At 72.6% G+C, this 22,890-nt stretch carries 21 protein-coding genes and 1 pseudogene; 12 read left to right on the top strand and 10 right to left on the bottom strand.

Annotated elements, in window-relative coordinates; genetic code table 11:
- Positions 1–2: 2 nt before the first annotated feature.
- Positions 3–476, top strand: a pseudogene (locus tag B0675_RS29940) (hypothetical protein); the annotation flags it as partial.
- A gap of 1,108 nt (positions 477–1,584) precedes the next feature.
- Positions 1,585–2,592: a serine/threonine-protein kinase gene (locus B0675_RS29935; RefSeq protein ID WP_081222733.1), complete on the top strand. Its 1,008-nt coding sequence runs from the start codon at positions 1,585–1,587 to the stop codon at positions 2,590–2,592.
- Positions 2,593–2,670: 78 nt separating this feature from the next.
- Here the strand turns inward: B0675_RS29935 and B0675_RS29930 are convergent, their stop codons facing one another.
- Positions 2,671–3,963: a streptophobe family protein gene (locus B0675_RS29930; RefSeq protein WP_081222732.1), complete on the bottom strand. Its 1,293-nt coding sequence runs from the start codon at positions 3,961–3,963 to the stop codon at positions 2,671–2,673.
- A 174-nt stretch (positions 3,964–4,137) separates the two neighbouring features.
- Between B0675_RS29930 and B0675_RS29925 the strand changes: the two genes are divergently transcribed.
- Positions 4,138–5,499 (top strand): DUF6777 domain-containing protein, encoded by a 1,362-nt coding sequence (locus B0675_RS29925; RefSeq protein WP_081222731.1) that lies wholly within the window; start codon positions 4,138–4,140, stop codon positions 5,497–5,499.
- A gap of 125 nt (positions 5,500–5,624) precedes the next feature.
- Entirely contained in the window at positions 5,625–6,122 is a 498-nt protein-coding gene (locus B0675_RS42255) for a helix-turn-helix transcriptional regulator (RefSeq protein WP_081222730.1), read from the top strand.
- A gap of 40 nt (positions 6,123–6,162) precedes the next feature.
- On the opposite strand, the gene B0675_RS29915 is transcribed toward B0675_RS42255, so the two are convergent.
- The 3 genes from B0675_RS29915 to B0675_RS29905 all read right to left on the bottom strand — a co-directional run bounded on the left by B0675_RS29915 (position 6,163) and on the right by B0675_RS29905 (position 8,825).
- Positions 6,163–6,765, bottom strand: coding sequence for an ATP-dependent Clp protease proteolytic subunit (locus B0675_RS29915; protein ID WP_081222729.1), 603 nt, complete (start codon positions 6,763–6,765; stop codon positions 6,163–6,165).
- A 1-nt stretch (position 6,766) separates the two neighbouring features.
- On the bottom strand, positions 6,767–7,420 hold the full coding sequence (locus B0675_RS29910; RefSeq protein WP_081222728.1) for an ATP-dependent Clp protease proteolytic subunit: 654 nt from the start codon (positions 7,418–7,420) through the stop codon (positions 6,767–6,769).
- Positions 7,421–7,601: 181 nt separating this feature from the next.
- Entirely contained in the window at positions 7,602–8,825 is a 1,224-nt protein-coding gene (locus B0675_RS29905; RefSeq protein ID WP_081222727.1) for an epoxide hydrolase, read from the bottom strand.
- Positions 8,826–9,044: 219 nt separating this feature from the next.
- Here B0675_RS29905 and B0675_RS29900 point away from each other — a divergent pair, with 219 nt between their 5' ends.
- Positions 9,045–9,527, top strand: a complete 483-nt coding sequence (locus B0675_RS29900) for a VOC family protein (RefSeq protein ID WP_081222726.1) — start codon at positions 9,045–9,047, stop codon at positions 9,525–9,527.
- A 72-nt stretch (positions 9,528–9,599) separates the two neighbouring features.
- Here the strand turns inward: B0675_RS29900 and B0675_RS29895 are convergent, their stop codons facing one another.
- On the bottom strand, positions 9,600–11,387 hold the full coding sequence (locus tag B0675_RS29895; RefSeq protein WP_081222725.1) for an ABC transporter ATP-binding protein: 1,788 nt from the start codon (positions 11,385–11,387) through the stop codon (positions 9,600–9,602).
- 271 nt (positions 11,388–11,658) lie between these two features.
- Between B0675_RS29895 and B0675_RS29890 the strand changes: the two genes are divergently transcribed.
- From B0675_RS29890 to B0675_RS29880, 3 genes are all read left to right on the top strand, one after another.
- The gene (locus B0675_RS29890; RefSeq protein ID WP_081222724.1) at positions 11,659–12,456 is read left to right on the top strand and encodes a VOC family protein; all 798 of its coding nucleotides are present in this window, start codon (positions 11,659–11,661) and stop codon (positions 12,454–12,456) included.
- Positions 12,457–12,567: 111 nt separating this feature from the next.
- Positions 12,568–13,566, top strand: coding sequence for a helix-turn-helix domain-containing protein (locus B0675_RS29885; RefSeq protein ID WP_081222723.1), 999 nt, complete (start codon positions 12,568–12,570; stop codon positions 13,564–13,566).
- Positions 13,567–13,605: 39 nt separating this feature from the next.
- Positions 13,606–14,313, top strand: a complete 708-nt coding sequence (locus B0675_RS29880) for a ribonuclease H (RefSeq protein ID WP_081222722.1) — start codon at positions 13,606–13,608, stop codon at positions 14,311–14,313.
- Positions 14,314–14,326: 13 nt separating this feature from the next.
- Here B0675_RS29880 and B0675_RS29875 read toward each other — a convergent pair whose 3' ends face one another.
- Both B0675_RS29875 and B0675_RS29870 read right to left on the bottom strand, forming a co-directional pair.
- Positions 14,327–15,151 carry a tyrosinase family protein gene (locus B0675_RS29875; RefSeq protein ID WP_081222721.1) on the bottom strand — a complete coding sequence of 275 codons (825 nt, stop codon included), beginning with the start codon at positions 15,149–15,151 and terminating at the stop codon, positions 14,327–14,329.
- Between the two features lie 33 nt (positions 15,152–15,184).
- Positions 15,185–15,574 (bottom strand): tyrosinase cofactor, encoded by a 390-nt coding sequence (locus tag B0675_RS29870; RefSeq protein ID WP_081222720.1) that lies wholly within the window; start codon positions 15,572–15,574, stop codon positions 15,185–15,187.
- A gap of 337 nt (positions 15,575–15,911) precedes the next feature.
- On the opposite strand from B0675_RS29870, the gene B0675_RS29865 reads away from it, so the two are divergent.
- From B0675_RS29865 to B0675_RS29855, 3 genes are all read left to right on the top strand, one after another.
- Positions 15,912–17,114 (top strand): FAD-dependent monooxygenase, encoded by a 1,203-nt coding sequence (locus B0675_RS29865; protein ID WP_179165469.1) that lies wholly within the window; start codon positions 15,912–15,914, stop codon positions 17,112–17,114.
- A gap of 141 nt (positions 17,115–17,255) precedes the next feature.
- Positions 17,256–18,722: an MFS transporter gene (locus B0675_RS29860; protein WP_081222718.1), complete on the top strand. Its 1,467-nt coding sequence runs from the start codon at positions 17,256–17,258 to the stop codon at positions 18,720–18,722.
- Positions 18,723–18,868: 146 nt separating this feature from the next.
- Complete coding sequence (locus B0675_RS29855) at positions 18,869–19,381, top strand: TetR family transcriptional regulator (RefSeq protein ID WP_241540108.1); 513 nt, start codon at positions 18,869–18,871, stop codon at positions 19,379–19,381.
- Between the two features lie 25 nt (positions 19,382–19,406).
- Here B0675_RS29855 and B0675_RS29850 read toward each other — a convergent pair whose 3' ends face one another.
- Positions 19,407–20,033, bottom strand: coding sequence for an alpha-ketoglutarate-dependent dioxygenase AlkB (locus B0675_RS29850; RefSeq protein ID WP_081222717.1), 627 nt, complete (start codon positions 20,031–20,033; stop codon positions 19,407–19,409).
- Between the two features lie 72 nt (positions 20,034–20,105).
- Positions 20,106–20,813, bottom strand: coding sequence for an SDR family NAD(P)-dependent oxidoreductase (locus B0675_RS29845; protein WP_081222716.1), 708 nt, complete (start codon positions 20,811–20,813; stop codon positions 20,106–20,108).
- 102 nt (positions 20,814–20,915) lie between these two features.
- Between B0675_RS29845 and B0675_RS29840 the strand changes: the two genes are divergently transcribed.
- The gene (locus B0675_RS29840) at positions 20,916–21,755 is read left to right on the top strand and encodes a helix-turn-helix transcriptional regulator (RefSeq protein WP_081222715.1); all 840 of its coding nucleotides are present in this window, start codon (positions 20,916–20,918) and stop codon (positions 21,753–21,755) included.
- Between the two features lie 21 nt (positions 21,756–21,776).
- Here B0675_RS29840 and B0675_RS29835 read toward each other — a convergent pair whose 3' ends face one another.
- Positions 21,777–22,673, bottom strand: a complete 897-nt coding sequence (locus B0675_RS29835) for an aminoglycoside phosphotransferase family protein (RefSeq protein ID WP_081222714.1) — start codon at positions 22,671–22,673, stop codon at positions 21,777–21,779.
- Between the last annotated feature and the right edge of the window lie 217 nt (positions 22,674–22,890).

The raw sequence follows: 22,890 nt of genomic DNA, 5'->3' as shown, positions 1-22,890 counted from the left end.
CGATGACGAGCCCCGGCTTCCGCCCCACGCATGTCGTGCCGCAGGACGGCCTGCCCGCCTGGGAGACGCCGGACCCCTCCCGGCCCACCGTCGCGCTCGACGCGCTGCTCCCCGTCCAGCTCGTCGACCGGCTCGGCGACTGGGGGCGGGTGGTCTGCGCCAACGGGTGGTCCGCCTGGGTCGACGGCCGGCTGCTCATCGGCGTACCCCAGGTGCCGCCCGACGCGAGCGGGCCGCCCGCGCGGACCGCCGATCCGCGCCCGCTGCTGGCGCGGATGGAGGAAGCGCTCACGGAGTACCGCGGGGCCGCCGAGGAACTGGCCGCCGGACGGACCGACGGGGAGGCCTTCCGCGCCCGGACGCAGGGGCGGCGGATCGGTGTCGTCGTCGACGGCGAGTCGATGTGGCTGTACGACGGCGCGCACGAGCGGTGGGTGTACTGCGACGGGGCACGGCTGAGCACGTTCGCGGCCGAGCGCACCCCGACCACGTCCCCGCCGATCCCGCCCGAGCCGGCCCCCGAGCCCCGGCCGGCGAATCCGGGCCGGGGCGACCCGCCGAGCACCGGGCCGCGAGCCGGCGATCGGACACCCGGCGGGGGACGGGACCAGGCACGGGACCCCGACCCCGAACGGTCCGCGGCCGCGCGACATGAACCGGACCGGAACCAGAGCCGGGAGCCGGAGGCCACGAGGCTCGTGGGCGAGGAGCGTGGGCCCACGGGGCTCGTGGGCCAGGAATCGGAGCCCGCGCCGGACGGGCTTCGGGACCGTGTGCCGGATCGTGAGCAAGGCCGGGAGCCTGAGCCGACGCGGCTCGTGGGCGAGGAACCTGAGTCCGCGCCGGACGGGCACCGGGATCGTGAGCAAGTTCGGGAGCCCGAGCCGACGCGGCTCGTTGGCCGCGAATCCGAGCCGTTTCAGGGGCAAGGCCGGGAGCCTGAGCCGACGCGGCTGGTGGGCGGGGAGCCTGAGTCCGCGTCGGACGGGCGCCGGGACCGTGCGTCGGATCAGGAGCAAGGCCGGGAGCCCGAGCCGACGCGGCTCGCTGGCCGCGAACCCGAGCCGTTTGAGGGGCGAGGCCGCGAGCCTGAGCCGACGCGGCTCGTTGGCCGGGAATCCGAGCCGGATCAGGCGCGAGGCCGGGAGCCCGAGGCCACGCGGCTCGTGGGCGAGGAACGTGGGCCAACGGGGCTCGTGGGCCAGGAATCGGAGTCCGCGCCGGACGGGCTTCGGGACCGTGCGTCGGATCGTGAGCAAGTTCGGGAGCCTGAGCCGACGCGGCTCGTGGGTCAGGAAGCTGAGCCCGCGCCGGGTGGAGACCGGGACCGGGAGCCCGAGCCCACGCGGCTCGCGGACCGGAGCGAGCCCGAGCGTGCGCAGGGCGATGACGGAGGTGCGGGCCGCGTGCGGGCCGCGGACCAGGAGCGCGAGCGGCGGCGGATCCGGGAGCGTGAAGAGGAAGAGACCAGAGCCGTGCCGGACGCCGCGCCCGGCGGGCACGAACCCACCCGTGTGGTCACCTTCGACGACGACGGCGGCCGGCCCTGATGGCCGGCGGGCGGCGGGCGGGCGGTGACGGCTGATGGACGACGAGGGGTCCCGCCGTGAGACCAGCCCGTTCGCGGGAAGGCCGTCCGACCTGATCGGGCGGCGGATCGCCGACTACCGCATCGAGCGTGAGATCGGCCGAGGCGGGATGGCCGTCGTCTACCAGGCCAAGGACCTGCGCCTGGACCGGACGGTCGCCCTCAAGCTCCTCGCACCCGAACTCGCCCGCAACGACACCTTCCGCGGCCGGTTCACCCACGAGTCGCGCGTGGCCGCGGCGATCGACCATCCGCACATCGTGCCGGTCTTCGAGGCGGGTGAGACGGACGGCGTCCTCTACATCGCCATGCGCTACGTCGCGGGCCGCGACCTGCGTCATCTCCTCGACCGCGAGGGGCCGTTGTCCGTGACGGTGGCCGCCCGGATCGGGATCCAGGTGGCCTCGGCGCTCGACGCGGCCCACGACCACGGCCTCGTCCACCGGGACGTGAAACCCGGCAACATCCTGGTCGCGCAGGGCACCGACAGCGACCACCCGGAGCACGTCTACCTCACGGACTTCGGGCTGACGAAGAAGTCGCTGTCGCTGACCGGGTTCACGAGCGTGGGGCAGTTCGTCGGCACCCTCGACTACGTGGCGCCGGAACAGATCTCCGGCAAGCCCGTCGACGGACGCTGCGACGTGTACAGCCTCGGGTGCGTCGTCTACGAGACGATGGCCGGCCGCCCGCCGTTCCAGCGCGACGACGACATGGCGCTGCTGTGGGCCCACCAGTACGACGAGCCGCCTGCCCTGACCACGAAGCGGCCCGACATCCCGGTCGGCGTCGACGCCGTCCTCGCGAAGGCGCTGGCCAAGAGCCCCGACGACCGCTACGACTCCTGTCTCACCTTCGTGAGCGCGCTGCGGATCGCCGCTCACGGCGGGCCGACGGGTGACGGTGCGAGGCCGCTCGCCCGCGCCGGGGCTCCCTCCACGGGCGGCCCACCCGGGCCGCCTCCGGAACCGCCGGAGTGGGCGCGGCCGGTGTTCCGCTCCTGACCGTCCGCCCGGCGACGGGCCGTCGCGCACCGCCCGCCACCCGTCCGGCGGCACGAAAGCGGCGCGGACGCGCCGGTATCAGCGCGGCGCGACCTCACCCCTGCGGCGGACCCGCCTGGCCAGGAGCGCGCCGAGGAGACCGGCGACGAGCCCCCACAGCACGGCGAACCCGAGGGCGTCCCACACCTGCGGCTTCAGGAAGATCTCCCCGTTCAGACCGCCGCCGATGTCACCGAGACCGAGGATCGACAGGCCGTAATGCGCCGAGAGCCGCCCGACGAGACAGATCATGACGACGGTGAGCGCCAGCGCGACCGCCATGTGCACTGCGTGCTGCCAGGCCCGCATCCGGGCCGGTGAGCGGGCCGCCATCAGGAACGCCGCGCCGAGCAGCAGCACCGCGTCGACCACGACCAGCCACCAGACGCGGCCGTCGTGCTCGGCCAGGCTGTGCAGGTTGAGCGTCGAGACGTCCGGCGTGCGCAGCACCTCGTCGAGCAACCGCGGCATCGGCAGGCCGAACGGCCCGTCCACGCGCCCGTTCCAGGTGGCGCCCAGCCCGATCGTGAAGGCGAGCCAGACAAGGTTCGGCAGTCCGAGGAGCAGCACGGCGAAGGTCTCGGACACATGCCCGCGCGTCGCCGCGACCACCAACCCGACGACCACGCCGATACCGACGCAGGTGAGCAGCAGGACCACCATGGCGTACGCGGCCGGGCGCACGGACTCCTGGAAACGCAGCAGGCGGGCGGGCAGCGGAGCGCCGCGCGAGACGAGCAGGGCGATCACGAACACACCCACCAGCCACAGCAGCCCGAACCCGATGGTCGGGCCCGTCTCCGCCTCGAAGCCGACCTTCGGTGTCGCGCCGAACAGGTCGCCGATCGCTCCGATGGTGCCGTCACCGAGGGACACGGTGAAATCCTGGCGGGCCGCGAGGGCGAGACCCACCAGGGCGAGCACCCACAGAAGGGCGATCCGTCCGGCCCAACCGGCCAGTTCCGTCGTCCCGGCGACGGCGCGGTGCCGCAGCGGCCGCAGGAACCCCGCCGCGAGGACGAGTGCTCCGACCAGGGTCACCGACAGCGGAATCACCGTCAGGCCGGCCTTGGTGTCGGCGATCGCCCCCGCGTCCCCGGTGAAGGTGATCGTGCCGCCGACCGCGGTCACGACCGTCGCGGCGATCACCCGCGGATAGGCGTTGTCGGGAAGGTCGGTGGCGCCGGAGGCCCACAGGCCGAGCGCGGCGAACACCCCCATGGCGATCACACCCGCCAGCACGGCCACGAGCGCCTGCGGCCATCCGTGTCGTGCGGCCGGACGCGCGGCTCTGCGGTCGACTGGCTGGTCGGACGGCGTCTGGTGGCTCACGGTGCCACGCTAAGCAGCGGTGGCGTGCTCCGCCCCTCGGGAGGGCCGACCGCGTCGGCTTGCGGGCGCCGCGGGACCGGAGCACACAATGGGTTCGTCGCGGAACAAATAGGTGCACAACGGCACATGCCAGCAGGGTGTCGTGGCGCCCCCTCCCCCCGGGAAGAGGAGCTCGTGAGCGTCGAACCGCCGTCCTCCGGCCGCCCCACCGGTCCTCCCTCGGGGCCGCTGTCGGGCCCCTCGCAGCCAGGCCCCTCCGAGCCGACCCCCACGCAGCCCAGCGGCACCCCGCCGTCCGGCCCGCCCAGCGGCGCCTCCGGATCCGGCGGTGGAGCGGGCGGTCCGGGATCGGGCGGGCACGGACCGGGCGACCCGGGAGCCGGCGGCGCGAGCGGTCCGTCCGGACCGGGCGGCGGCGGCACCGGCGGCGGACCCGGCCGGCCCTGGTGGAAGTCGGCACCGCGCATCGCGCTCATCACCGGGGTCGTCGCGGCGGCGGTGATCCTCGGCATCGTCTTCACCGGCAGCGACGGCGGCAGCGGCGGCGGGGGAACGGGCAGGACCCAGAACGCCGGCAGCGAGGTCTTCCTCCAGGCCGCCGACAAGACGGGGCCCGACCCGTTCACCGAGTCGACAGCGCAGGACAGTTCCACCGAACCGCAGACACCGACCGCCTCGGGCTCTTCGGAACCCGCGAACGTGACCCGCGCGGTGAGCGGCTCCGCGCCCGGCCTCTACGGCGGTACCCGTAACGTCTCCAGTTGCGACGTGGAGAAGCAGATCAGCGCCCTCGACGCGGACCCGGCGAAGAACAAGGCGTTCGCCTCCGTCGAGGGCATCCAGCCGTCCGCGGTCCCCGCCTATCTGCGCTCCCTGACGCCCGTACAGCTGCGCATGGACACCCGCGTCACCAACCACGGCTACCGGGCCGGCGCCCCCACCGCCTACCAGGCCGTCCTCCAGGCCGGGACGGCCGTCCTGGTGGACGCGCACGGGGTGCCCCGGGTGCGCTGCGCCTGCGGCAACCCGCTGCTCCCGCCCGTTCCGCAGAAGGGCACGCCGAAAACGACCGGTGACAGCTGGCCGGGCTACCGGCCGCAGAACGTCGTGGTCGTCGCGCCCTCGAAGACAGTGATCGACGTGTTCGTCATCTTCGACCCCGACAGCAACGAGTGGATCGCCCGGCACAAGGGCGCCGACACCCACCGCGACGAGAAGACCCGCCCGCCGGAGAGTCCCTCGCCGTCGGTGAGCGAGTCGACGTCCGCGTCCCCGTGCGGCGCGGGGGACTCGTGCCCGCCGTCGTCCTCCTCACCGGGCAGTTCGTCACCCTCGACGCCCTCGTCGGCCCCGTCCTCCGAGGCACCGAAGACCCCGTCCAGCGAGCCCCCGTCCACGGCGACGGAGTCCGCCCCGGCGTCCGGCTCGGCCTCCGACGACCTGACCACCCACTCCTCGTCGGCCTCCTCCGGCCTGTCGTCGTCCACCACGAATGGTGGGGCGCCGAGGGCGTCGGGCGGCTTCCCGGAGCTGTGAGAGGTGGCCCGCCCCGGCACCCGGAGCGGCTCGCCGGGCCCCGGAAGGCCCGACGGAGCGCCGGATTCACCGAGAGCGCAACGCCGCGCCCTTCCCCCGCGGCCCGGTGCTCCTAGGCTGGAGGGGTGAGCGACCACGTGCCGAACGAAGCCCGCGTCATCCCGCTGCGTCCGGCTGCGGCCAGGACCCCGAACGAGGCCCGTGCCACGGGGCCTTCCCGGAGCCTGGCCACGGCCGACGCCCCGGTCCGGACACCCCGGGAGCCGTGGCCGCTCCATGCGCCGCGGCCCGTCCCGTCGGGGCCGCCGGCCAAGGAGCCGCTCTGGCGCGACCTCGTCGGTGACGTCCTGCGCCGCGAGCGGCTGGCGCAGGAGCGCACGCTCAAGGACGTGGCCGACGCGGCCCGCATCTCCATGCCCTATCTCTCGGAGCTGGAGCGCGGCCGCAAGGAGGCATCCTCCGAGGTCCTCGCGGCCGCGGCGCGCGCCCTCGGTCTCGGCCTCACCGATCTGCTGTCGCTGGCCCAGCGGGAGTTGACCCGCCACGCGGCTCCCGGGGCCGTGTCCGGCCGGGGCCGCTCCGCCCCGACCTCCCACCACGACGGCCTGTGCATCGCCGCCTGACGTCCGGGGCCCGGACCCCGGGCCCCGGGGCTCCCCGGGGTCAGACCAGGGCGAGCCGGCGGCTCAGCACCTCGTCCGCCAGCCCGTACTCCACCGCCTCGTGCGCGGTGAAGAACTTGTCGCGGTCCATGTCCGCCCGCAGCGTGGCGGGGTCGTGGTGCGTGTGGCGCGCCAGGACCTCCTCGACCTGCGAGCGGATCCGGAGCATCTCCTTGGCCTGGAGGCTGAGGTCGGACACCGTGCCCTGGCGCCCACCGCTCGCCGGCTGACCGAGCAGGACGCGCGCGTGCTCCAGCACGAACCGCCGTCCGGGATCGCCCCCGGCCAGCAGCACCGCGGCCGTCGAGGCGGCCTGCCCGACACAGAACGTGGAGATCGGCGCCTGCACGAACGTCATCGTGTCGTAGATCGCCATGAGCGAAGTGAACGATCCGCCGGGCGAGTTGATGTAGATGGCGATCTCGCTCTCCGGGCTCGCCGACTCCAGATGGAGGAGTTGCGCGATGACGACGTTGGCGACCCCGTCGTCGATCTCCGTGCCGAGAAAGATGATCCGCTCGGACAGCAGCCGGCTGAACACGTCGTACGACCGCTCGCCCTGCGGGGTCCGCTCGACGACGTTCGGAATCGTGTACGTCCCCATGTCAGAGCCCCATCCGTCGTCGCGACGCGGCCGGGCGGACGTCCTCGAGGGACTCCACCACCCGGTCCACCATGCCGTACTCCCTGGCCTGTTCGGCCGTGAACCAGCGGTCGCGGTCGCCGTCCCGCGAGATCGTCTCCTCGCTCTGGCCGGTGTGCTCCGCGGTGATCCGCTCGATCGCCTGCTTCGTGAACTCCAGGTTCTGCGCCTGGATCTCGATGTCGGCGGTGGTGCCGCCGATGCCCGCGGAGGGCTGGTGCATCATGATCCGCGCGTTCGGCAGCGCGAACCGCTTGCCGTGCGTCCCCACACTGAGCAGGAACTGTCCCATGCTCGCGGCGAATCCCATGACGAGCGTCGAGACGTCGTTCGGGATGAGCCGCATCGTGTCGTAGATGGCGAGCCCCGCTGTCACCGAGCCACCCGGGCTGTTGATGTACAGGGCGATGTCGGTGCGGGCGTCCTCCGCGGACAGCAGGAGCAGCTGGGCGCAGACCCGGTTCGCGGAGACCTCGTCGACCTGGGTGCCGAGGAAGACGATCCGCTGCCCCAGCAACTGCGCGGCCAGATGGTCGTCGAAGCGGGTGGCGGGGGTGTCGCCCTCCTCGGCCCGCGGGGCGAGGGCCGGGGACCGGCCGGTGACGAGTGGCTTCATGGTTCCTCCTGGTCGTGCTGGTCGTGACGCGACGTGCTTCGCCGCTCACTCCACTCTTGACCCGCCCGCGCCCCCGGTGCCCCTTTCTCGGCCCACGGCAGATTCGCCGAGGGCAGAGCCGCACGGCGCGGCCCACGCGTCGGCCGGTCAGGGGCCCGTCCGGGCGGTCTGCACCCGCCGCTCAGGAGGTCGTGCGCAGGCCGCGGAAGAACGCCCGGACGTCCGCGACGAGCAGGTCCGGCTCCTCCATCGCGGCGAAGTGGCCGCCCCGGTCGAACTCGGTCCAGCGGACGATCCGGTCCGTCCGCTCGGCGACATGCCGCAGCGGGACGAAGTTCTCCTCGGGGAAGACGGCGAGGGCGGTCGGCGCGACCGACGGCTCGGGCGGCCTGCCCCAGTAGTCCGCGTGGGCCCGCTCGTAGTAGATCCGTGCGGACGAACCGGCCGTGCCGGTCAGCCAGTACAGCATCACGTCGGTGAGCAGCAGGTCCCGGTCCACGGCGTCCTCGGGGCGGTCGCCCGAGTCCGTCCACTGCCGGAACTTCTCCGCGATCCAGGCGAGTTGGCCGACCGGCGAGTCGGTGAGGGCGTAGGCGAGCGTCTGGGGCCGGGTCGCCTGGATCGCCGCGTAGCCGCTCTCCTCGCGGTTCCAGTCCTGGCCCCGACGCCAGGACGCGCGTGTGCGCTCGCGCTCCTCGGGGCTGAGCGCGGCGAGTTCCCCGGCGGTCGGTTCCGTCGTGGCGGACGAGCCGGGCAGCAGGTTGAGATGGACGCCGATCAGCCGATCGGGGTGGGCCCGCCCCAGCTCGCGTGAGACGGCCCCGCCCCAGTCGCCGCCCTGCGCGCCGTAGCGCCGGTAGCCCAGGCGTTCCATGAGGGTGGCGAAGGCGGCGGCGACCCGGGTGAACTCCCAGCCGGTGTCGCGGGTCGGTCCGGAGAGCCCGAATCCGGGGATGCTCGGCAGCACCAGGTGGAAGGCGTCGGCCGGATCGCCGCCGTGTGCGCGGGGATCGGTCAACGGCCCGACGATGTCCGTGAATTCGACGATCGATCCGGGCCAGCCGTGCGTGATGATCAAGGGTGTCGCGTCGGCCTCCGGGGACCGGATGTGCGCGAAGTGCAGGTGGGCCCCGTCGATCTCGGTGGTGAACTGGGGCCATGCGTTGAGACGGGCCTCGGCCGCCCGCCAGTCGTAGTCGTGCCGCCAGTACCGGACGAGTTCCCGGAGGTAGTCCCGGGGAACTCCGTAGGCCCAGCCGACCCCGGGGAGTTCGTCGGGCCAGCGGGTGCGGTCGAGGCGCTGGTGCAGGTCGTCCAGGTCGCTCTGCGGGATGTCGAGGCGGAAGGGGAGCAGCGCGGGGAGAGCGCGGGGGCCGGGGTCGCCGGGGGTGTCGCTGAGATTCATGTCCGCGGATGCTAACGCCGTCCGAGACCCGTCCGGCAAGAGGTTTTCCCACGTCGGGCCCCGATGGCGCATCGCCTGCGGGCGGTGACGGGCGGTGGCGGCCGGTGGGCGAGGCGCCCGTTCGTGTCCCGGGTGAACGCGTGGCCGCGCGGCAGATGAGTTTTCGGACGCGGACCGGTCGACAGTGGTGACGACGTTTTCCCGCCCGAGGAGGTAAGCATGCCCGCCGACGGTTTCACCACGAGTCTGTGGTTCGACGGCCAGGCCGAGGAGGCCGCCCACTACTACGTCTCGGTGTTCAAGAACTCGGAACTCGGCAGGATCGGCCGCTACACCGAGGCGGGGCCCGGTCCCGCGGGCTCCGTGCTGGCCGCCGAGTTCGTGGCCAACGGCCAGAAGTTCGTCGCGATCAACGGCGGACCCCAGTTCACGTTCGACGAGGCGATCTCCTTCCAGATCCACTGCGCCGACCAGGAGGAGGTCGACCACTACTGGAACAGGTTCATCGGCGACGGCGGTGAGGCGGGCCCCTGCGGCTGGGTCAAGGACAAGTACGGCCTGTCCTGGCAGGTCGTCCCCGCCCGGCTCATCGACCTCATCGCCGACCCGGACCCGCAGAAGGCCACCCGTACGACCCGGGCGATGCTCCAGATGTCCAAGCTCGACCTCGCGGCCCTGGAGAAGGCCTACGCGGGGGAGTAGCCGCGGCCCAGGACCCGGCGGCCGCCGCATCGGCCCGGACCGGGGGCGCCGGTGGACGGCGCCCCGCGCGGGTCAGGCGAGTTGTCCCGAGTGCAGCGCCGTGTACGCGCCACCCCGGCGGATCAGCTCCTCGTGCGAACCGGTCTCCCGGATCGCCCCGTCGTCCATGACCACGATGCGGTCGGCGCCCTGGACGGTCGACAGGCGGTGCGCCACGACGAACGTGGTGCGGCCCCGCAGCAGCCGCGCCAGCGCCTGCTGGACGAGCGCCTCGGAACGGGTGTCGAGGGCGGAGGTCGCCTCGTCCAGGATGAGGACCCGGGGATCGCGGATCAGCGCCCGCGCGATGGCCAGCCGCTGCCGCTGGCCCCCGGACAGTCGGGCCCCGTGCTCGCCCACCAGGGTGTCGAGCCCCTGCGGCAGCCGGTCGACGAACTCGAGGGCGTTGGCGTCGCGCAGAGCCGTGCGCACCGCGTCGTCACCGGCGTCGTCCATGCCGTAGGCGACGTTCTCGCGGACCGTCCCGTCGAAGAGGATCGACTCCTGCGGCACGACCGACACGAACCGCCGGTAGGTGCGCAGGTCCAGGCCGGCCATGTCGATGCCGTCGAGCAGCAACCGGCCCGAGGTGGGACGGATGAACCCGATGACCAGGTTGAGCACCGTGGACTTGCCCGCGCCCGAGGCGCCCACCAGCGCCACGGTCTCCCCGGGAGCGACCCTGAGGGTGAAGTCCCGTACGGCGGGCCGCCCTTCCTCGTGCTCGCGTCCCGGACCCTCCGAGTAGGTGTGGCCCACTCCCTCGAAGGCCACCTCACCGCGCACCGAGCCGACCTCCGACTTGCCCTCGTTGTCCTCCAGTTCGGGCGCCTGGAGCACCTCGCCGACCGAACGCACCGATTCCAGGCCCTTGGTGATGACCGGCGCGAGCCCCGCGAGGGTCGTCGTGGAGGTGGTGAGCGTGGTCAGGAAGGCGCTGAGCATCACGACGTCGCCGGGCGTCACACTCCAGTACCCGTAGTAGGACACCAGCGCGGCGCCCGTCAGGAAGAGGACCCCGACAGCGTTCAGGAACACCCAGGCCAGGGACGCGAACCGGCCGTTGAGCAGGTCGAGGCGCAGCCCGGAACTGAGCACCTGGCGCAGGGTGCCGTCCACCCGGCGCAGCGCCTTCCCCTCCAGACCGTGGGCCCGGGTGACGGGTATCAGCCGGGTCATCTCCGTCACGCGCGACGACAGATGCTCGACCTCGTGCCGGAAGTGCTCGTTCTGGGTGCGCAGCCGCGTCCGCAGCCGGGCCACGAGCAGGGCTGCGACCGGCACCACGCACAGGAAGACCGGCACGAACTCCGGTGTGCGCACGGCGATCACGACGAGACCGCCCGTGAGGACGGTGAGCGCGCCGAGTCCCGTCTCGGCGGTCTGCTGCACCATCTGCTCCACGGTCTCCACGTCGCGGATCACCTTGGCCTGCAGGACGCCCGCGCTGACCCGCGAGTGGTAGCCGATGGACAACTGCTGCATCCGGGTGCACAGCGCCGAGCGCAGGTCCGTGCCCATGCGGCGCACGCTGCCGTAGAGCAGCCGCACGTACAGCAGGTGCATCGGGATGTTGACCAGGAGGATGAGCAGGATGCCCCCGGCGCTCGCCCAGATCCGGGTCACCGGCCCGTGCTGCACGACGGTGTCGATGATGGTCGCGGTGATCAGCGGCAGCAGCCACAGCGGGCTGTGCTTGACGGTGAAGACGAGGAACGCCGCCGCGAGCCGGCCACGGTCGGCGCGGAACAGATAGGCGAGGGTGCGGATCGGATGCTCGTCCCGGTAACGGTGGTCGAGCGGTTTCTCGGACGACGCCATCGGCGGTGGTCCCCTCCAGTGGGCGAGCAGGGAGCAAGCAGGAGCAAGCGCTCTCTCCCCAGGCCGGCCGTCGGGTACACCCGCGTCCGGGACCCGGCTCCGGCGCGGACCGCGCGGGCCGGGTGCCGCCGCCGCACACCGGCGGCGGCGCGCCGCGCCCGCCCGCCGGGCCGAGGGGCGTGGCGGCACCGGCCGCTCGGCGCGCGACCCGCGCGAAGCCTGGCTAGCGTGAACAACGGAACCGTTCACCGAACCGGAGAAGGTACTGGTCATGGCCGTACAGCCTGAAGGAACGCCCTGTTGGGCGGACGCGATGTTCAGCGATGTCGAGGGGGCCAAGAGTTTCTACGGTGACGTGCTCGGCTGGACGTTCGGCGAGGCGTCCTCGGAGTACGGCAACTACACGCAGGCCTTCTCCGACGGCAAGGCGGTGGCCGCCGTCGTGCCGCCGATGCCCGGGCAGGAGGGCCAGTCCGCCTGGTGCCTGTACCTCGCCTCCCCGGACGCGGCCGCGACCGCCGAGAAGATCAAGGCCAACGGCGGCGAGGTGCTCATGGAGCCGATGCAGGTCGGCGACTTCGGCACCATGACGCTGGCCCGCGACCCCAGCGGCGCGGTCTTCGGCGTCTGGCAGGCGGGCGTCCACGAGGGCTTCGAGAAGATCGGCGAGCCGGGAGCGTACGCCTGGGCCGAGGTCTTCACCCGCGACCCCGGCAAGTCGGACCCGTTCTTCCCCGCCGTCTTCCCCTTCGCCGCCCAGCAGGTGGAGGACGACAACGTCGACTTCCGCGTCTTCAGCCTCCAGGGCAACCCCGTCCTCGGACGGATGACGATGACGGACGACTTCCCGCCCGAGGTGCCGCCGTACGTCAACGTGTACTTCGGCGTCGACGACTGCGACGAGGCGGTGGCCCGGGCGACCGCGCGCGGCGGTGTCCTGCGCTTCGGTCCCATGGACAGTCCCTTCGGCCGGTTCGCGGCGATCAGCGACCCGCAGGGCGCGTCGTTCTCCGTGATCGACATGTCCACGACCCAGGGTGAGATGCCCGGGATGACGGACGTGTCCTGACGCTTTCGTCCGCGTGGGCAACCACACGCATGCGGTAATCGTCCCTCCTTGTGACCGTGCCGCCTCCGGGCGGCCGGACCCCCCACCAGGACGGCGAGCGAAAGAGTCCGCATGCTGCGCATCCATTTCACCTCGCAGGACCTGCAGAACGTACGCGTCGCCCGGCAGCCCGATCCCTTGTGGGAACTGGTCTGCAGCGTCTGCCGGCTGGAGACCGGAGAAGGACCGCTGGACTTCGGGCACTGGCGGCGCGCGGCCCGCGACCGCCTCGCCACGGACGCGCTCGCGGGCCGCGCGCTGCGCCCTTTACGGTCCCTGATCCCTGCGGCCGGATACATCCCGGACTTCCTCACCCCGCCGGTCACCGGAGAGGGACTGCAGGCCGGCCTCGACGCGTTGCACGGAACCCCGCGCCACCGGCTCACCCGCGACCTGACCCGGCTCGCCGACTCCCGACCGCTGCCGACGTGGACGACCTCGCTCGGCCGCCCCGGCGGCGACACCCTCACCTCCCTGACAGCGGCGCTCTCCGCCTACTTCCGGACCCTCCTCCAGCCGTACTGGACGCACATCCGAACAGCCGTCGGCAACGATGTCGACGCGCGCTCCCGGACGGTCCTGGACGGCGGCACACAGGCACTCCTGGAGGGGCTGCGCCCGATGGCCCACTGGCGGGCCCCGGTCCTCGAAGTGGACTATCCCACCGAGCGCGACCTGCACCTGGAGGGACGCGGACTGCTCCTCGTCCCGTCGTTCTTCTGCTGGCGCCGCCCGACCGCGCTGGCCGACCCCGGCCTCGATCCCGTGCTGGTCTACCCGGTGGAGAAGGTGCCCCTGACCATCGCGCGGAACGCGGAGGGCGGTGTCGAACGCCTGCTGGGCCGCACCCGGACCGCCGTCCTCACCGAGGTCGCCTTCGGCGGATCCCGCACCACCTCCGACGTCGCCCAGGCCATCGGCATCGCGATGCCCAGCGCCAGCTACCAGATCGGTGTCCTGCGCGACGGAGGGCTCGTGGCCAGCCACCGCGACGGGAAGTACGTGCTGCACGCGGCCACGCCGCTCGGCCTGCGCCTGCTGGCCGGCGCGGGCCACCCGGCGCTGCCCTGAGCCCGCCGCCCGTGCGCGGGGGCACCGCCCGGGCGTGGCATGATCGGGGCCATGCCTGAACGTGTTGTGGCCGCCTGTGACGGGGCCTCGAAGGGAAACCCGGGCCCTGCCGCATGGGCCTGGGTCGTCGCCGACGGGGACGAGACCCCGACCCGCTGGGAGGCGGGACCGCTCGGCACGGCCACCAACAATGTCGCCGAACTGACGGCGTTGGAACGCCTGTTGACGGCGGTCGCGCCCGATGTCCCGCTGGAGATCCGGATGGACTCCCAGTACGCGATGAAGGCGGTCACGACCTGGCTGCCCGGCTGGAAGCGCAAGGGCTGGAAGACGGCGGCCGGCAAGCCCGTCGCCAACCAGGAACTCGTCGCCCGCATCGACGAACTGCTCACCGGCCGCAGCGTGGAGTTCCGCTACGTCCCCGCCCACCAGGTCGACGGCGACCGGCTGAACGACTTCGCCGACCGCGCCGCCAGCCAGGCCGCCGTCGTGCAGCAGCCCGCGGGAAGCGACCTCGGCTCCGCGGAGCCGCCGGCGTCCCCCGACACCCCGGTCTCCTCCGCGCCGGCCCGCCGCCGCACCGCCGCGAAGACGCCCCGGCAGGGCGGGTCGGCCCGCACCCTCAAGGCGAAATTCCCCGGCCGCTGCGTCTGCGGGCGCTCCTACGCCGCGGGCGAGACCATCGCGAAGAACGACCAGGGCTGGGGCCACCCGGAGTGCCGCGCCGAGGCGTCCGGCAACGCCTGACGGCGCCTCGGCGTCAGTCCGTGTCGAACGTGTAGAACGCCGTGTGGTCCAGCAGGTCCGACGGCCGCACGTCGTTCCACGGCTTCATCGTCTCGTCCAGGTCGACGACGTTCGGCGTGCCAGCGACCGGCACGTACCCGGAGGCCGGGTGCAGGCGCTGCCACCGCGCCCACAGTTTGTCGATGTAGGCGTGGTGGAGCCAGAAGACCGGGTCGTTCGGGGAGACGCCGGTGCCCATCTGCCCGCCCACCCAGACGTGCACCCGGTTGTGCAGATTGACGCCCCGCCACCCCTCCAGGTGGTTGCGGAACCCGTCCGAGGCACTGTTCCAGGGCGCCATGTCGTACGTCGGCATCGACAGCACCGACTCGACCTCGGCGCGGGTGGGCAGCTCACGCACCCCGGTCCCCAGCGACCTACGCAGATAGGTCCGGGTGTCCACGCGCACGGAGACCGGCCAGTTGCCGGCCGCGGCGGCGAACGGGCCGTCCATCACCCGGCCGTCGAGGCTGCGTCCGGTGCCCCCGAGGAAGTCGGGTGCCCACAGCGAGGAGCGCGTGGTGCGGTCGGCGGTCCAGTCCCAGTACGGGAGCGCCACCGAGGCGTCCACGGACTGCAGGGCCCGCTCGAACTCCAGCAGGAATCTGCGGTGCCAGGGCAGGAACGACGGTGAACGGTGGCCGGTGCGCTCGCCGTTGTCGGTGTCGCCGAGGATGAAGGCGTTGTGCGTCGTGACGAAGGCGTCGTACCGGCCACTGCGTTTGAGCTGGACCAGCGCGTCGACGAAACGCCGCTTCTCGTCCGTGGTCAGGCTCGCCTGGTTCTTGCGTACGGTCATGTGCGGGACTCCACGATCTGCTTGCTGGGTGGTTCAGTTGGCGGCGAAGGGCACGAGCGGTGCCCCCTGCAGCTCGACGACGGCGGCGCGGGCGGCGGCACGCGGGGTCGGCACGGGGTCGTAGTGACTGACGACGCTGATCCAGCTGCCGTCGGCGTTGCTCATCACGTGCAGTTCAACGCCGTCGATGAACACGGCGTATCCGCCGCCGTGGTGGTGGCCGCCCCCGGTGACCGGACGGCCTTCTATCCGGCGCCCCCGGAAGACCTCGTCGAAGACCTCGGGTCCGCCGTGGTGGTGCTCGTCGGCTGTCGTCCCCGTGGGGGAGGCGAACGCCGACGAGGTGGTGAGGGCCTGGGCCCCGGCGGCCGTGGCGAGGGCGGCGGCCGCCCCGAGGGCGCGGCGGCGGGTGAGTTCCGGCATGCGGACTGCTCCTGGAATCGGCTGAGTTGCTGACCCGGTATGCCTATCGGATCGTCAAACAGCGGGAGAAATCGCCGAATGTCGGTTGGCTGCGATCAGGACATTCACACACATGTCGTGCAAGATTGAACGAAGATGATCTTGCTGCCGGGGGCGCTCGCGACGCGGCACCGAAGCAAATCCTGCGGCGGACCGGCCCGTTGTCGATGATCTTGCTGTGGTGGGCCGCGCCGAGTGGCGGCGATCACCCCCGTGAACTGGCGTGAACTCCCGGTGCGCCGAGCCCTGCTACTCTTCGTGATCAATTGACCGCTTTGTGCAACATAGGGGAGTGCGCGTGAAGATCGCGTGCGTCGGTGGCGGACCCGCAAGCCTGTATTTCTCGATCCTGATGAAGCTCCAGGATCCGTCCCATGACATCACCGTCCATGAGCGGAACCCGGCCGGATCCACGTACGGCTGGGGCGTGACCTACTGGGCGGGCCTGCTCGACAAACTGCGTGAGGGCGACCCCGTGTCCGCCCTCGCGGTCCGCGAGAACTCGGTCTGCTGGAACGACGGAGTCGCCCATGTCGGCGACCGGACCACGGTCCATCCCGGCGACGAGGGATTCGGCATCGGCCGCCGCCGCATGCTCGACCTGCTCGCCGAGCGGGCCCGATCGCTCGGGGTGCGCGTCGAGTACGAACGGGAGATCACCCCCGACGAGCTGCCCGACGCCGACCTCGTCGTCGCCGGGGACGGCGTCAACAGCGCCCTGCGCGAGCGCCATGCCGATCACTTCGGCACGGAGACCGCCGTCGGGAGCAACTACTACGTCTGGCTCGGCACCACCCGGGTCTTCGACTCCTTCACCTTCTCCTTCGTGGAGACGGACCACGGCTGGGTGTGGTGCTACGCCTACCGGTTCGGCGACGACCGCAGCACGCTGGTCGTCGAATGCTCCCCGGAGACCTGGACCGGCCTCGGGCTCGACGCGGCGAGCGAGGCCGACGGTCTCGCCCTCCTGGAGAAACTCTTCGCCGACCTGCTCGACGGGCACGGACTGATCGGCCGGGCGCAGCCGGACGGGGCCGCCCAGTGGCTCACCTTCCGGACCCTGACGAATCGCACCTGGCACCGCGGCAACCTCGTCCTGCTCGGCGACGCCGCGCACACCACCCACTACTCCATCGGCGCGGGCACCACCCTCGCCCTGGAGGACGCCATCGCGCTGGCCCGCGCGCTGAAGGGGCACGCGGACCTGGAGACCGCCCTCGACGCCTACGGGCGTGAGCGCAGGGCGGAACTCCTGCCGGTGCAGAGCGCCGCCCGGCACAGCGCCCAGTGGTACGAGAACCTGCCGCGCTACATCCGTCTGCCACCGGCCCAGATGTTCGCGCTGCTCGGCCAGCGGCACTCGCCGCTCCTGCCGTACGTCCCGCCGCAGCTCTACTACCGGATCGACCGCGCGGCCGGACGGCTGGAGGCGCTGCGCCGCTTCAAGCGCTGGCTCGGCCCCAAGGTGGCCCGGAGCGTGCAGGCCCGCTCGCACCGGTAGGGCGGCGCGGAGGCCGGCACGGCGGCCGAGGAGGAGGGCCGTCCCGGCAGGGGCGGCCCTCCTTTCGCTGTGGAAGGGACGGCACGGCTTGGGGTGAATGACAATTCACCGGTAAGGTGAATTGTCATTCACCCCTTTTTCATGCCTACTCCTGGAGTGTTCATGGCGGCTCTGCGCGAGCGGCTCGCGATTCCCGTCCTCGCGTTCGGCGGGATCCTGATGGCCGTCATGCAGACGGTGGTCGTCCCGCTGCTGCCCGACCTTCCCCGGCTCACCGGCGCCTCTGCGGGTGCGGTCTCCTGGATGGTCACCGCGACCCTCCTCTCCGGAGCGGTACTGACCCCTGTCCTCGGCCGCGCCGGTGACATGTACGGCAAGCGGCGTGTCCTGCTGATGGCCCTCGGGCTGATGACGGTCGGCTCGCTGATGTGCGCGCTCACCTCGGACATCGGCATCCTGATCGTGGCGCGGGCGCTCCAGGGCGCGGCGGCGGCCGTCGTACCCCTGTCGATCAGCATCCTGCGGGACGAACTGCCGCCCGAGCGCACCGGTTCCGCCGTCGCCCTGATGAGCTCCACGGTGGGCATCGGCGCGGCACTCGGTCTCCCGCTCGCCGCCCTCATCGTCCAGTACGCGAACTGGCACGTGATGTTCTGGGCCACGACCGCCCTCGGCGTCGTCGGACTCACGCTCGCCTGGTGGGCGGTGCGCGAGTCCCCGGTGCGCGAACCCGGCCGTTTCGACACCCTGGGAGCGATGGGTCTGGCCGCCGGTCTGGTGTGCCTGCTCCTCGCCGTGTCGCAGGGCGGCACCTGGGGCTGGACCAGTCCGAGCATCCTCGGACTGTTCGCCGCCTGCGCCGTGATCCTCACCGTGTGGGTGCGGCAGCAGCTGCGGGCCGTGAGCCCCCTCGTCGACCTGAGGCTGGCCGCCCGTCCGCGTGTCGCCCTGCCCCACATCGCCGCCCTGCTCACCGGGTTCGCCTTCTACGGCAACTCCCTGGTCACGGCCCAGCTCGTGCAGGCGCCCGAGGCCACCGGCTACGGCCTGGGGCTGTCCATCGTGGCGACCGGCCTGTGCCTGCTGCCCGGCGGAGTGACCATGCTCTTCCTGTCACCCGTCTCGGCGCGTATCTCGGCGGCGCGCGGCCCGCGCGTCACGCTGGCCCTCGGCACCGCGATCATCGCCTCCGGCTACGCGATACGGATCCTGGACAGCCGCGACCTGTGGATGATCATCATCGGAGCCACGGTCTGCGCGATCGGCACCACGTTCGCGTACTCCGCCCTGCCGACCCTCATCCTGCGCGCCGTTCCGGCGGGCCAGACCGCGTCCGCCAACGGCGTCAACGTCCTGATGCGCACGATCGGGCAGGCGGTGTGCAGCGCCGCGGTGGCCGCCGTACTCGTCCACCACACGAGTCTCGTCGCCGGTGCCCCGATACCGACGCTGCACGGCTATCTGCTGGCCTTCGCCATGGCGGGTACGGTCGCACTGGTGGCCTGCGCGGCCGCCCTGTCGATCCCCACCGACCCCGCCTCACGCGTGACCCCGCGCACCGGCAGCCGTACCGGCGCGTCCCGCGACGAGGCCCTCGAAGGAGCCTGAGCACCGTGACCACGCCCCCCACCGGCCTGACCGCGCCCGCGACCGTCCCGGGGCCCGGCGACCGGCCGGGCGCCGGGACGCCGGCCGGGGGCACGGTCGCCGCCCCCGCGGCGCCCCGCCGTGACGCCGAGGCCAGCAGGGCGGCCATCCTGCGCGCGGCCCGGTATCTGCTCGCCCGGCACGCGCACGCGGACATCACGCTCAAGGCGGTCGCCGACCGGGCCGGGGTGAGCGCGCCGCTGATCCTGAAGTACTTCGGCAACAAGGACGCCCTGTTCGCCCGCGTGATGTCCTTCGAGTCCGACGCCGACGCCCTGCTCGACGCCCCGCTGGAGGAGCTGGGCCGGCACATGGTCCGGCACCTCCTCGAAGGCCAGACGCAACGGGGCGCCGACCCCGTCCTGCGGATCGTCTTCGCCCCGCTCCAGGGGGAGCAGGGCGACATACTGCGCGCCAACTTCCGTACCCAGGTCAGTGAGCGTCTCGCGGAGCGGCTGAGCGGACCGGGGGCGGGCCTGCGCGCCGAACTCGCCGTGAGCACCCTGCTCGGCCTCGGCGTGATGTACGGCATCGCGCGCGGCACCCATCTGCGGGCCACCTCCGTCGACGACATCGTCGACCGGTACGCGCCGGCGGTGCAGGCCCAGCTCGCCCCCTGAGGGACCGGGTCGGGGCGGCGCCGGGTCAGTTCACGCCGGTGGGCCGGAACTGGATGCTGATGCGGGGGCCCGTCGCCCGCGCCGATTTGGGGATCGCGTGCTCCCAGGTGCGCTGGCAGGAACCGCCCATCACGACGAGGTCGCCGTGGCCCAGCGGCCGCCGCACGGTCCCGCCGCCACCCCGGGGCCGCAGCAGCAGGTCGCGCGGTGCGCCCACGGAGAGGATGGCGACCATCGTGTCCTCCCGCGCTCCCCGGCCGATCCGGTCCCCGTGCCAGGCCACGCTGTCGCGGCCGTCCCGGTAGTAGCAGAGGCCCGCCGTGGTGAAGGGCTCGCCGAGTTCTCCGGCGTAGTGGGCGGACAGCGCGTCGCGTGCCTCGTCGAGAGCCGGGTGCGGCAGTGCGTCGCCCGCCCGGTAGTACGAGAGCAGCCGGGGGACGTCGACCACCTGCTCGTACATCTGGCGGCGTTCGGCCCGCCACGGCACCTCGGCGGAGAGCCGGGCGAACAGCTCGTCCGCCCCGCCGAGCCAGCCCGGCAGCAGGTCGATCCAGGCGCCGGCACCCAGCGTGGTGCGGCGCGTCCCGTTCAGCGGACCCAGGTGCAGCTCGTCCGTCTGGTCGAAGAGCGAGCCCTGGAGGTGCATGGCCATACGGCCAGCGTACCTCCATATTCGAATGGGTGTTCCATTCGGGGGGGGGCGGAGTCCGCCGGACGTGCGGTGTCACCAGGGGAGCGGGCCCTGCGCGTCGAAGTACCCGCCGGTCGGGCCGTCCTGGCCGAGGCGTGCCATACGGACGATGATCTCGGCGCCCTGCTCCACGGTCTGGACCCCGGTGTTGCCGTTGAGGTCGGTGGCCGTGAAGCCGGGTTCCACGGCGTTGACCCGGATGTCGGGGAACGCCTTCGCGTACTGCACGGTGATCATGTTGACGCTCGTCTTGGAGGCGGGGTACGCGATGCCCGGGTAGAAGTGGCCGGGCGAGGCGGCGTCGCTCATCCCCGTCAGGGAGGCCAGGCCGCTGCTGACGTTCACCATGACGGGGGCGGCGGACCGCCGGAGGAGCGGCAGGAAGGCATGGGTGACGCGGACCAGGCCGAAGACGTTCGTCTCGAACAGCTCGCGCATCGTGTCCGCGGTCGTGTCGGCGGCACCGATCACGCCGTTGCCCTCGCCGCGCCCCTCGATGCCGGCGTTGTTGATCAGGACGTCCAGGCCGCCCTCGGCCTCGACGGTCTTCGCCGCAGCGGCGACGGAGGCGTCGTCGGTGACGTCGATGAGGAGGGGGCGCGCCCCCAGTTCCCCGGCGGCGCGGCGCCCCCGCTCCGCGTCGCGGCTGCCCACGTAGACGGTGTGGCCCGCCGCGACGAGTCGGCGGGCGGTCTCGAAGCCGAGACCCTTGTTCGCTCCGGTGATCAATGTGGTGGTCATGGACCCAGCATCGGTCGGCGTGGTGCCGACAGCCAGGCGTCCCGTCTTCCTGGGACTCCCGGTACCAGGCACCCGACCGCGCCTGGGTGCACAGTTGAGGGCATGGCGAGCACCGAGTTCGGGCGGACGGTACGGCTCTGGCGCGACCGGGTCTCCCCGGAGGCGGCGGGACTGCCCGGCGGCGGCCACCGGCGCGCCGCGGGCCTGCGCCGCGAGGAGCTGGCCCTCCTCGCGGGGATCTCGGTCGACTACATCACCCGGCTGGAACAGGGCCGGGCCGCCAACCCCTCGGAGCAGGTCGTCGAAGCCCTCGGACGGGCGCTGCGGGTGACCGCGGCGGAGCGCGAGCACCTCTTCCACGTGGCGGGACTCGTCCCGCCGGGCCGGGGCATGGTGCCCACCCACATCACACCGGGCGTCCACCGGATGCTGGACCGGCTGGCGGGGACACCCGTCGCGGTGTTCGACGCGGCGTGGAACCTGCTGCTGGCCAACCCGCTCTACGCCGCCCTGCTGGGCGACCCCTCGGGATGGCGCGGAAACGAACGCAACGGCGTCTGGCGCAACTTCGTCGGCCCCGGCAGCCGCGTCCGGCACACGCCGGAGGAACGGCGGACCTTCGAGGCGACGCTCGCGGCGGACCTGCGCGTGACGGCGAGCCGCTATCCGGCCGATCAGGGCCTGCGCCGGCTGATCGCCGACCTGCGGGCGGCGAGCGCCCGGTTCGCGGAGCTGTGGGACTCCGGCGCCGTCGCCCACCACGAGGCCGCGCGCAAGACCGTCGACCATCCGCAGGTGGGTGCGGTGACGCTGGACTGCGACGTGCTGGGCGTCGCCGGCAACGACCTGCGGATCATGGTCTACACGGCCGAGCCCGGCACGCGGGACGCCGAACGCGTCGCCCTCCTCGGCGTCCTCGGGACGCAGGCTCTGGTGGACTGAGCGGGAACAGGACGGCACCCGCTAGCGGGAGCGGCGCTCCGTCAGCACCGCGCGGATCACGTGCTCGGCGTTGGCCGCCATCACCGGGTTCGTCGTGCGGTAGTACGGCAGTTGGATCAGAGCCATGGACAGGGTCCAGCCGCGGCCCCGCGCCCACACGGCGTCGTCGGCGCCCGCGATGTCCCGGAAGACGCCGCGCGCCTCCGGGGGAAGCAGATTCCAGGCCGGGACGAGGTCGCAGGCGGGATCGCCGGTGCCGAGCGTGCCGAAGTCGATGACGGCCGCGAGGCGGCCCCCGCGGGTCAGGAGGTTCATCGGCATCAGGTCCGAGTGGAGCCAGACGGGCGGCCCCGTCCACACCGGTGCCGCGAGGGCTTCCTCCCAGGCCGCCGTCGCTTCCCCGGTGTCGATCGCACCCCGCAACTCCTCGATCGCCGAGCGCGTCTCGGCGTCCACGGTCTTCAGGGGGTCACCGCGGTAGGCGCGCGGACCGTCCGGAAGACCGGCCCGGCGCAGCGCGGCGACGAAGGCGCCGAGGTCGGCCGCCAGGCCCCGCGCGTCGGACAGGGCGCCCGCGACGGGCAGTTCGCCGTCGATCCACCGCAACACGCTCCACTGCCACGGGTAACCCTCGGCCGCGGTACCGACACCGATGATCTCCGGTACGGGGACGGGGAGGAGCGGAGCGAGCCGGGGCAGCCAGGTCGCCTCCTTGGCCACGTCCTCGGCACCGCCCGGCACGCGGGGGAGCCGCACGGCCAGGTCGTCGCCGAGCCGGTAGAGGGCGTTGACGGTTCCGGCCGACTCGACGCGCCTGAGCGGCAGTCGGGCCCACCGCGGGAACTGCGCGGCCAGCAGCCGCCGTACGAGCGGACCGTCGATCGGTGCCTCGTCGGCGTGCATCGGGCCTGCGGACATCCGTGCCTGCTTTCCGTCGCGAGGAGGTGGACCGCCGTCATCCTCCGGCCCGTTCGGGCTCCCTCGCAACGTGATTCGGGCCGGGAGGCAACCCCGCGAACCCGTTCGTCGTCTTGATCGGCAACGAGCGGCGGACACCGCCATCATCATCGAGCGGGAATTCACGCAGGAAAACCGGACGAACTATACACCTTGCGTATACATGCCGTGTGTACGT

This window comes from Streptomyces sp. M41(2017), from assembly GCF_002078175.1.
Lineage (GTDB): Bacteria > Actinomycetota > Actinomycetes > Streptomycetales > Streptomycetaceae > Streptomyces.
This window is presented reverse-complemented; position numbering and strand designations above follow the sequence as displayed.